General features: G+C 62.0%; 6 protein-coding genes and 1 pseudogene. 1 reads left to right on the top strand and 6 read right to left on the bottom strand.

Annotated features, from left to right (window positions below; genetic code table 11):
• The 5 genes and pseudogenes from SGJ19_02995 to SGJ19_03015 all read right to left on the bottom strand — a co-directional run.
• Positions 1-1,018, bottom strand: a 1,018-nt coding sequence (locus tag SGJ19_02995; protein MDZ4779200.1) for a calcium-binding protein, incomplete at its 3' end; no start/stop codon positions are given.
• Between the two features lie 78 nt (positions 1,019-1,096).
• Positions 1,097-1,840, bottom strand: a pseudogene (locus tag SGJ19_03000) (calcium-binding protein).
• A gap of 309 nt (positions 1,841-2,149) precedes the next feature.
• Positions 2,150-3,307, bottom strand: a complete 1,158-nt coding sequence (locus tag SGJ19_03005) for an alanine--glyoxylate aminotransferase family protein (protein ID MDZ4779201.1) — start codon at positions 3,305-3,307, stop codon at positions 2,150-2,152.
• A 177-nt stretch (positions 3,308-3,484) separates the two neighbouring features.
• Positions 3,485-4,420: a glucosamine-6-phosphate isomerase gene (locus tag SGJ19_03010; protein ID MDZ4779202.1), complete on the bottom strand. Its 936-nt coding sequence runs from the start codon at positions 4,418-4,420 to the stop codon at positions 3,485-3,487.
• A 91-nt stretch (positions 4,421-4,511) separates the two neighbouring features.
• On the bottom strand, positions 4,512-6,302 hold the full coding sequence (locus SGJ19_03015) for a DUF3352 domain-containing protein (protein MDZ4779203.1): 1,791 nt from the start codon (positions 6,300-6,302) through the stop codon (positions 4,512-4,514).
• A gap of 260 nt (positions 6,303-6,562) precedes the next feature.
• On the opposite strand from SGJ19_03015, the gene SGJ19_03020 reads away from it, so the two are divergent.
• Positions 6,563-8,206 carry a PQQ-binding-like beta-propeller repeat protein gene (locus SGJ19_03020; protein ID MDZ4779204.1) on the top strand — a complete coding sequence of 548 codons (1,644 nt, stop codon included), beginning with the start codon at positions 6,563-6,565 and terminating at the stop codon, positions 8,204-8,206.
• 389 nt (positions 8,207-8,595) lie between these two features.
• Here SGJ19_03020 and SGJ19_03025 read toward each other — a convergent pair whose 3' ends face one another.
• Positions 8,596-9,648: a DUF3500 domain-containing protein gene (locus tag SGJ19_03025; GenBank protein ID MDZ4779205.1), complete on the bottom strand. Its 1,053-nt coding sequence runs from the start codon at positions 9,646-9,648 to the stop codon at positions 8,596-8,598.
• Positions 9,649-10,038: the final 390 nt, after the last annotated feature.

Raw genomic sequence — 10,038 nt, forward strand, 5'->3', positions numbered from 1 at the left:
CGTCGCCGTCCAGGCCGCGGATATGATCAAGCCCCCAGCCGCCGCGGACGGTATCATTGCCGCGCCCGCCCATCAACTCGTCGTTGCCGTCGTTCCCTTGGATGTCGTCGTGGCCGTCGTCGCCGTTGATGTTGTCGTCGCCGGCGCCGCCTAGAATCACGTCATTGCCGGCCTCTCCGCGGATCAAGTCGGCGTGATCGCCGCCATTGATTGTGTCCGCATCATCACCGCCGTAAATCCGGTCGTCGCCGGCGCCGCCCCAGATGTCGTCGCGCCCTGCGCGTCCAAAGATCAGGTCATTCCCTTCGTCGCCAACCAGCCAGTCGTCACCGTCGTCGCCGTCGAGGAAATCATCACCAAGTCCGCCGTAGATCTCGTCACGGTCCAATCCGCCGAAGAGCCGGTCATTGCCGTCGTCGCCGCGCAGCACGTCGAAGCCTGCATCGCCCCAGATTTCGTCGTCGCCGCTCAGGCCACGCAATACATCGTTGCCAAGCCCGCCGCGCAGCAAGTCGTCCAGAGGTCCGCCCGTGAGGAGATCGTTGCCGTCGCCGCCGAAGAGTTGACTGGTCCCTTCGTCGCCGCGGAGGTCGTCGTTCCCGGCGCCGCCCCAGAGAATGTCGTCGCCATCTCTGCCAAGCAACAGATCGTCGCCGTCGTCTCCATTCAGCGCGTCGTCCCCCGCGCCACCGTCCAGCGTGTCGTCTCCGGCGCCGCCGTCGAGCCGATCGGCGCCGTCCTCGCCGTAGAGTTCATCTCGATCCAGCCCGCCGTCGAGCGCATCATTTCCGTCGCCCCCTCGCAGCACGTCGAAGCCGGCTTCGCCCCAGATTTCGTCGTTGCCGCCTGAGCCGCGCAGCACGTCGTTGCCTGCGCCACCACGGAGAAAATCCGCCAGCGGCCCACCCGAGAGAAGATCGTTTCCGTCGTCGCCAAAGAGTTGGTTGAAGCCATCGTCGTCACGCAGGTCGTCGTTCCCAGCGCCGCCAGACAGCACGTCGTTGCCTTCGCGACCCATCAGCAGGTCGTCGCCTTCGTCCCCATTTAGCGCGTCGTCGCCGGCGCCGCCATCGAGCGTGTCATTCCCCGCGCCACCGTAGAGTTGGTCGGCGCCGACGTCTCCGTTGAGCGTGTCGTTGCCTTCGTCGCCGCGAAGAATATCGCTGCCGGCGTCTCCAAAGAGTTGGTCGTCCCCCTCATTGCCGCGGAGGATATCCCGGGTGTCGCCGCCGCGCAGAATATCGTTGCCGATCCCGCCGTAGAGATTGTCGCGGTCCTCAGCGCCGTTCAGCGAATCGTCCCCTTCGTCGCCGTACAGTTGGTCACTGCCCGTTCCGCCCATCAGCAGGTCGTCGCCACGTCCGCCGCGGAGCAAATCATCGCCGTCTTCGCCTTCCAGCCGATCGGCGTCGTCATCGCCGAACAACTGGTCGGCGCCTATGCCCCCGAGGAGCCGGTCCACTCCTGCGCCGCCGCGCAATACGTCGTTGCCATTCCCTCCCACGAGGAGATCAGCCGCCGGTCCGCCGACGAGCGTATCGTTGCCTTCCTGGCCATAGATGGATGCCGGCAGGTCCACGCGGGTGACGAACGCGTCGTCGCCGTCGCCGCCACGAAAGGAGATCGAACGCACCAGCAGCTTCGAAAACGACTGCCGCTCGGCCTTGGCGCCGCTCGTGTCCGTAACGTGGATCGACAGCAGATCGTTGGCCACTTCGACGACGTCGTCGTTGGGAGTGCCCAATATGCGAAGCTCGCCGGACAGTACGTCCAGGGACACGTCGACGGCCAAGAGCGCGCGCGGTTCAAGCGCCTGCGCTCGCAAGGTGCGCTGCTTCATGAAACCTGGAACCTTGCGCCGTCGGGCTGCGGCAACGCCGAAATCCCTGCCCGGAGAGACGAGCTACTGACTCACGAAGGCGCGCTTGCTAAAGACCCTTGAAAACATCCAAGCCGAGTGGTTGGATTCCCAAGAAAAGAGTCGTCCATGCGCTGGGGAATCCAATAGCAAGCTAATCGTTTCCCGTTACACTTTCAATGGAGTTTGTCGATTACGTAGAAAATTCATGCAAAATCGACATCCAGGGGCCCGCCAGCGAGTGGCGGGCCCCCGAGTTTTCGTGACTCGAAAAGAGTGACGAGTGGACGGCTAAGCCACAGTGGCCGGATGCGATTCCGCCAAGACGCGCTGCGCCGCGCGGCACCCGGCGCCGAACTCCACGCTGCGGCCGAGTTCGTCCAGCACCAACTCGATCGCCGCTAACGTGCTGAGGATGTCCAACTCATCGACGATTCCCATATGCGCGATCCGGAAGATCTTCCCCTTCAAATGGGCCTGGCCGCCGGCGACTTTGATGCCGAATCGGCTTTCCAGCCGCTTCAGAAACGCGCCGCCATCGACGTCGGTCGGCAGATAAACGCTCGTGAGACCGTCCGCCGGACGTGCCGCGAACAACTCTAACCCAATGGCCTCCAACCCAGCCCGGGTCGCCCGCGCCAGGGTCTTGGCCCGCGACCAGACCCTCTCGATCCCTTCGGCCCGAATCAGTTTGAGGTTCTCCGCCAGAGCCGCGATCATCGTATGGGCAGGGGTCCAGGGCGTATCCGGCCCCTCCAGAATCTTGTTGCGATGCTGTTTGAGGTCGAAATAAAACGCCTGCGGCTTGACCTGTTCCATCTGCTTCACCGCGGCGGGGCTGAGCGTCACGAACGCCAGGCCGGGGGGCAGCATCAACGCCTTCTGCGACCCGACGACCAAGACGTCGATCCCCCACTCGTCGGTGCGGCATTCCATGACGCACGCGCCACTGATGGCGTCGACGACGAACAGCGACTTCGAGTCCCGAACGACCTCGCCGATCGCCTTCACGTCGTGCCCAACGCCCGTGCTGCTTTCCATCAACGTGCCGAACACCGCTACGGCGTCCGGATGCTTTTCCAGCAGCGCCTTCACGTCGGCCGGATCGACCGCTTCGCCCCAGGTGACTTCATGTCGGACGACCTCGATGCCAAAGGCATCGCAGATCTTCCGCCAGCGCTGGGCGAAATTGCCGGCTTCGAGGACGATCGCCTTTCCGCCGCGCGGCATCAGATTGACGACCGCCGCCTCCATCGCCCCGGACCCGGAGCTGGTCAGCACGATCACGTCATGTTTGGTCGCGAAGACCTCTTTCAGCCCGACCAGCACCTCGGCGAACAACTTGCGGAATTCCGCTGTTCGATGGTGAGTGACCTGCTTAGCGAGGCTCAACAGGGCTTCTTCCGGCACCTGCGTCGGCCCGGGGGTCATCAATCGTTTCTTGATCATGGCGAGCGTAAACTCCACTGGGAGCAATCATTGCGCAAATATCTCGGGTACGTTAACCGGACATTTGGAGATTCGGTTAACGGGCCGGCGGCTTAGCCGGATTACGAGAGTTTAGCGGCTAGACAAGCCGCTTTCGACGGGGGTTCGGGGCTGGGAGCGACGACATCGCCCACCCACTCAATGCATCTCCGCCGCGCAGCTCCCGATCCCGCTCCGCAGATAATTGAACTGCACGTTCGGGTGATCCGCCAACAGAGACATCGGCACCGAACTGTCCGGTAGCTTCTTACCAATCATCAGCGCCGTGAGCCGTTGCCCGAACGGGTTGTCATGCGTGCCGGCGTGCCAGATGGAGACTTTCTCCGCTTTCCAAGTCTCGGCAGGCCCCACGGTCAGCGCTTGCGTCGGCACGTTGGTAACCACGCCGCCGCCGGACGTGCGGGCGTTTTGAATAATCGTCATCGGATGCAGTTCGACGACGCGCGTGCCAAGTTGACGATACTCGGCGGGCGTCGGCGGTTGGTCGCGAAACACGCCGGCGCGGCGGACTGGATCATTGAAGGCCCAATGTTTGATCTCGCCCTGACCGCCCTGCATTACGACGCAGCGTGCCTCGTCAAACGAACGGCGGAACGCGTCGATCTCGGCCACGCGCGGAAAGTGCAGGTTGCTTTCCGGCATCCGCAAATCCGCGCGGATGCGATCGAAACACAACTCGCGGTCCGCTTTGGCGAAAGATAACGAAAAGCTCTCCGGCGTTTCGCGGCCGTCGACGACCCATTCGTCCATGCCCCAAAAGTGTGCATGGCGCAGGTCGATTTCCAGTTCGTTGACCAATCGCGCCACGAGCGGCAATTGCTCCGTGGGTCCGATCGGGCCGCAGATTCCGGCCGGACGTTCCGGCGTCGATTGCCGCCAGGCGTGAATGTATTCCAGCGCTTCGGCCAGGTAGAACTCTTCGATGGTGTCGTAGAAGCGAACCGTGAAGCCGGGCCGCGACAGCGCAAAGAGATCATCGGCGGTGAGCCGCGCCGCATCGTCCAGCAACCCACGGTCGAGCGTCGTGTAGTCCCACCAATCGGGAGCGACAAGCGATAAGGGTCGCGCGGCCATCGAATGCCTCAGTCGTGCAACAATTGTTCAGGGAGTGAGTTCTGAACGTAATTCACTCGAACGTCGGCGGCAACCGGGCCCTTCGTGAACGCTATTCCTCCGTCTCCTCGCGCCGCAACGAGAAATCGATGTACTGCCAGCCCGTTTCTTCTTCCACCATCATCGCGCCCGATGGAGCGAAGTATTTGGCGATCACCTCGAACGGCGGCAACGGGTTTCTGTCCAAGACATCGCCGACCTTGCCGAAGAACTCATTCTCCTCGCCTTGTTTGGCGAGTTGCTTGCGAGTCTGTTCCGAGTTTGCCAACTCGTAAAGGAATCGCAAACTCTCCTCGGGGCGCGCGAATGTAATGCCAATGGGCGACTCGCCGCCGGGGAGCTGCTTGATGACCTCGGTGATCGTCTTAAAATCCTCGGTGCTGGCTAACGAGCGCGTGGGATCTTCGGACGCCAGCACCACTTGCTCCAAGCCGGCCTGTTGATTGGCAATCAATAAGTAGTCGCCCAGGATCCCGAAGCATGGACGCGGCACGTTGGCGGCCTCGGGGTTGTCTTCCAACCCTGGAGGAGAAAACTTGTAGAACGACATGGCGCCGTACGTTTCCTTGCTCAACTGTTCGGTGTACTTTTCCCCGAGTTTGTCGAGCACCGGGCGAAGCTTGTCCGGTTCCTTCAACTTGAATCCGTACACGGCCGTCTGCGACGTGAGCGTCACCGGGCGCGTCATGGATGAGACGATGCTTACACGCCCTTCGATATACGGCAGGATTTCTTGTTCCAGATCAATCCCCGTCTCGTTCTTGAACGGCGTGTTGACGCGTTCGGAGAAGGAACCTTCGCCGCGGAAGCTGTCCACGAGATGACGGAGATCGTCGTACATCTCCGGGAAGTCCCAATTGAACGTCATATAGCTCGCCGCGTCAGCGGGCACCCAGTTCTCGGGTACCGTATCTCCTGCCTTGACGGCGATCAATTCCAGCACGCCGCGTCGCGGAGCATCGATCAGAATCGTGGCGCGGTGAATCGATTCGAATTGTCCGGTATTCAGCGTGATTTCGCCCCCCAAACCGCGCAGGCCATCGAGACCTAAAGGCGCCAGGAACGATTCCGCCAGGCGAACGGCGGTGTTATCTTCGCCGATCGCTTCGACGATGCCGATCGGATTGAAGAAGTACATCACCTGCGGCGCTTCGTCCGCCGCGCCGCGAGCGCGCTCGCGAATCTGCGAGAACGCTTCGTCCGACGACAGCGACTCATTCTTGCCTCCGTCCCAGGCCTCCAATAGCTCGGCCAGCACCTTGGCGTCCGTTGTGACGACAAACGTCTCCTCACGTCGGCAATACAACACCTGGTTGCCGTCTTCGCCGGAGAGATCCAGCACGGAAACCGACTTCTCGCCGAACTTCTCCTCGCGTGGTTCGATGCCCGCCTCCGCCGCCCGGGCGAGTCCCGCCTTTAGGAATGTATCGAACGGTTTGTTGTCGCTTCCCACGTCCATCAGCACGACCAACGCGGGCCGCGCTTCCTTCACCGCAACGAACGCCACCGACAACTCCCCTTGAGGAATCTCCAGCAATTTCACGAGCGGCATGCCCAGCTCTTCCTCGAACTTGGCGAGCGACTCCATCGCCGTGCCGTACAGGTCGCGCACCAGGGGCTCGACCTGCTTGTCCCGCAGCATCCGCGCGGTCGAAGTGTCCTGGGCCCTGAGCTTGAGCTCCGCCACGTCCGGGATGGAGATATAAGCCTGCGTCGACTTCGGCAGCAGCTTGGTCGTGGCGGGACGGGCCCAGGACAATGGCGCCCAGGTGCTTGCGGCCAAACCGACCAGGACGAGGCGGAAAATGTTGGTATTTAAGATCGATCGGCGAAGTTCAAACATGGCTAATGCTCAGTTGTTCACATAAATGGGGACGCGCTTCCGGCGAAGATACTACCTGGCGCCGGCGGACGATGTTTCGTCGAGATTCGACCCAGGATAATCCGAACGGCACGTTGAGTCATGCCATTCCCGCGCGTTCACTCGCTCGGCGTCCTCTCGCCAAACACCCGGCGGCCTGTATGATTTCCCCGGAACGGACTGCTCGGCCCTTTCCTGGCTCGCGAAGTCGCCGCGTCAGTTGAACCACGGAGGAATGAGATATGAGTCTTGCCACGGAAACCATCTCGCCGGGCCGGCGAGTCAACTTCATCGCCCTGGCCGTCATCGCAATCTTGCTCGCCGCGCTGTATGGCGGCATCCAAACCGCGCTGGACGATGCTGCATTTCAATTTCTCGCCACCGCGGCGCTCGTGATCCTCGGGCTGTTTGCCGGATGGCTCTGGCTGGCCTTCGGTGCCGGGCTCTCAGACGTCGCGCGCAAACGCGTGCTCATTGCCGGCGGCATCGCGATTGCCAGCGTGGCGATCTTTCGCGCGGCCACGCTGCGGCGCGTCGGCTATACCGGCAACATGCGACCGATTTACGCCTGGCGCTGGGAAGCCGCGCCGAACGCGGCAGTTGTCGGCGCCCCGACCGAGTCGGCGGCTGACGCGACGGACATTAAACCCGAGTGGCTGCAAGCGCCGTACCGCTACCCGCAGTTTTTGGGCCCAAATCGCCATCCGGTGATCGAGGACATCACCATCGGGCGCAACTGGATCAAGGTCAAGCCGCAACAGCTTTGGAAGCAACCGATCGGCGAGGGCTGGTCGTCGTTCGCCGTCTATGGCGAGCTCGCGGTCACGCAAGAACAGCGCGGCACTCAGGAATTCGTCGTCTGCTACCATTTGCTCACTGGCCAAGAACTTTGGAAGCACGCCGACGAAGGGCGTTTCTCCGAATTCATGGGGGGCGACGGTCCGCGCGCGACGCCGACCATCTTCGAAGACGGCGAACCCTTTGTCTGCACGCTCGGGGCAATGGGCGCCCTGAATTGCCTGCGCCTCGCGGATGGGAAGCCGCGCTGGCCGACGCGCAATATCCTGAAGGACGCCGAGGCCGACAATCTGCAATGGGCCATGGCCGGATCGCCGCTCGTCTATGACGACGTGATCGTCGCAAACCCCGGCGGCAAGAACGGAAACTCACTCGTCGCGTACGACCGCGCCACCGGCGAACGCAAATGGTCCGGCGGTGATTCACAGACCGCGTATTGTTCGCCGACGCTGATGACGCTTTGCGGACAACGGCAAGTGGTGATCGTCAATCAACTCAACGTCATCGGGCACAACGCCGAGACCGGCGAAGTCCTCTGGACCTACGACTGGCCCGGCAATCAACCGAAGGTCGCGCAGCCGGTGGCTGTGGGCAACGATCGCGTGTTCTGTTCGACCGGCTACGGCACCGGCTGCATGTTGTTGGAATTCAAAACCGACGCCGACGGCAAGTTCACGGTCGAAGACCTGTACGACGGCCGCAACAGCAACATGAAGACAAAGCTCTCCAACGTCGCCATTCACGACGGCTACGTGTACGGGCTCGACGACGGCATCATGGAATGCCTGGAGTTGGAAACCGGCGAGCGCAAATGGAAAAAGGGCCGCTTCGGCCACGGCCAATTGATCCTCGTCGGCGACGACATCCTCGTCCTGGCCGAAAACGGCGAACTATTGCTGCTCGAAGCCAATCCGGAAAAATACGTCGAACACGCCAAGATCCAAGCCATCACCGGCAAAACCTGGAACACGCCAGCTTTAGCGGGACCCTATCTCCTGGTCCGCAACGATCAGGAAGCGGCGTGTTACAAGCTCTTGCTTCTCGACGAACCACCGGTTGTTCCCACGGATTCATCGTCCAGCGAATAACCGGGGTTGCGCGCCGGCACAGCGACCCTAAGATTCCGCGCGCTGTCGTGTGTTCACGTACGGTCGAGGTACACAAAACAGGTCGCGCGATACGTAGCCCCAACCGGGGCGGCCGATAGGTGGCGTACCCACGAGAAACCATTTAGCCCCATCGGGGCGACACAAATTCGACGACGCCTTTGTGTCGCCCCGATGGGGCTAAGGCTTTCTTCCGCGCATGTTTTCCAGGGGTTTGCACCCCTGGCTACTATCGGCCGCCCCGTTGGGGCTTCAACGAAATGCGCACGCCCCGCGCCTAAATGCACATCGTTCAGAGCGCCATCCGCCCAAGACCCTGCACGTTCTTCGTTTTTTCTTTCGCGTGATTTCGCGCCTTTCGCGGTTACATCCTACGCGTTCAACTTCACATCCGGGCTCGACGCTACGTTTGCCCAGACGTGGACGTGTGGCGAGCCGCGGAAGTACCACACGAACGACGGGCCCTCCAGGCGCCAGCAGTCCCAGATCTGGTCGTTGCCGATGTCACCATCCTGGTAGAACGCCAGCGAACATTTTTCCAGGCCGCCCATCGACTTGAGGCACGCGGCGACTTCCTCGCGATCGGCGTTGCGATACGGCTCCACCAACTTGGCAATTACCTTTTCGACTTCGCCTTGCTGATCGGCCGACATCTCGCTCACGGCCAGGCCAGGGAACTGCCCGCTGGGACCGCGGAAGGCCACGGCTTGCTCATTCGGCAGATTGCTCACCAGCGCGATTGCCCGTTGCTTGCCGTCGAGCATGTCGAACACGCGGTTCGCCGCGGCGCCTTGCTCCCAGAAGACGTTGCCAGGGTGGCCTGGCTCTTCTTCGTCCTGCGGGGCGTGGCCGTAGAAAATCGGCCCGCCGAACGCCACATGTTCGGTCGAGTTGCCGTCGCAGCGCATGGTCATGTGCCGGCCGGTCATCACGAACTCAAACTTATCGCCCCCCGGCTGGCCGAAGATGGCGATGTTCTGATCGTTGCCGTAGCCGCCGGCGTCGTCTTCCAACTGCCGATCGATCCGGGCATGCCAATCGGGATGCAGCAGCCCCTTGTAGATCTCGCGAATCAAGTCGCGCTGATCGTCGGAGAAGAAATCGTCGTTGATCGCCGGCTCGGTGATGTGCCAGTTGTTGGCTACCCGGGTGCGCAACAGCCCGCGCTTCGGATCAACGTGATCCCAGGCGAAGCAGATTTGCTGTTTCTGCTCGTCGCTCAGAATTCCATACAACTTGGCGACCGTGGTTTCCGGCGCGGTCGCGGCGACGGCCTCGTCGGCCCGCGACCAGACTGGGTAAATCCCGCCCGTCGCCGCCACCGCGCCCACCGCGGCGGAAGCCTGCAGGAACTTGCGGCGCGACACGGACGACGACGATTCACTCGTATCGCAATCGGCACAACGGCGAGCAGACTGAGCCATGATGGGGCCTCGCGAGTCTCGGATGGGCGGGAAAGGGAACCAGCGGGAACGTGACCGCTATTAGAACTCGGCCACAACAGGATTGCCAGCTTCGCGGGGAACTGTTTTTCCGTCCGATTTACCAGCGACGATTTTCCCGCTGTTTCCCCGTTCCCCCATCTATCCTGCGCGGCAATCAAACTCATCTTGCCTCGCACCGACTTTCCGAATATTCACACTCCCCCATAAGCTTGGCAAAGCCCCCGGAGCATATCCATGCGCTCGAAGTCTGGCCTAATCCTGGCGTTGCTCTGCAAAGCAATCCTGCTGGCGACCGCGACCGGTTGCTTCAGCCTCGGCCTCGGCGGCACGACCTACACCGGTAGCTCGCCGGAGGTCGAAGGACGCGTC

Source organism: Planctomycetia bacterium (genome assembly GCA_034440135.1).
Lineage (GTDB): Bacteria > Planctomycetota > Planctomycetia > Pirellulales > JALHLM01 > JALHLM01.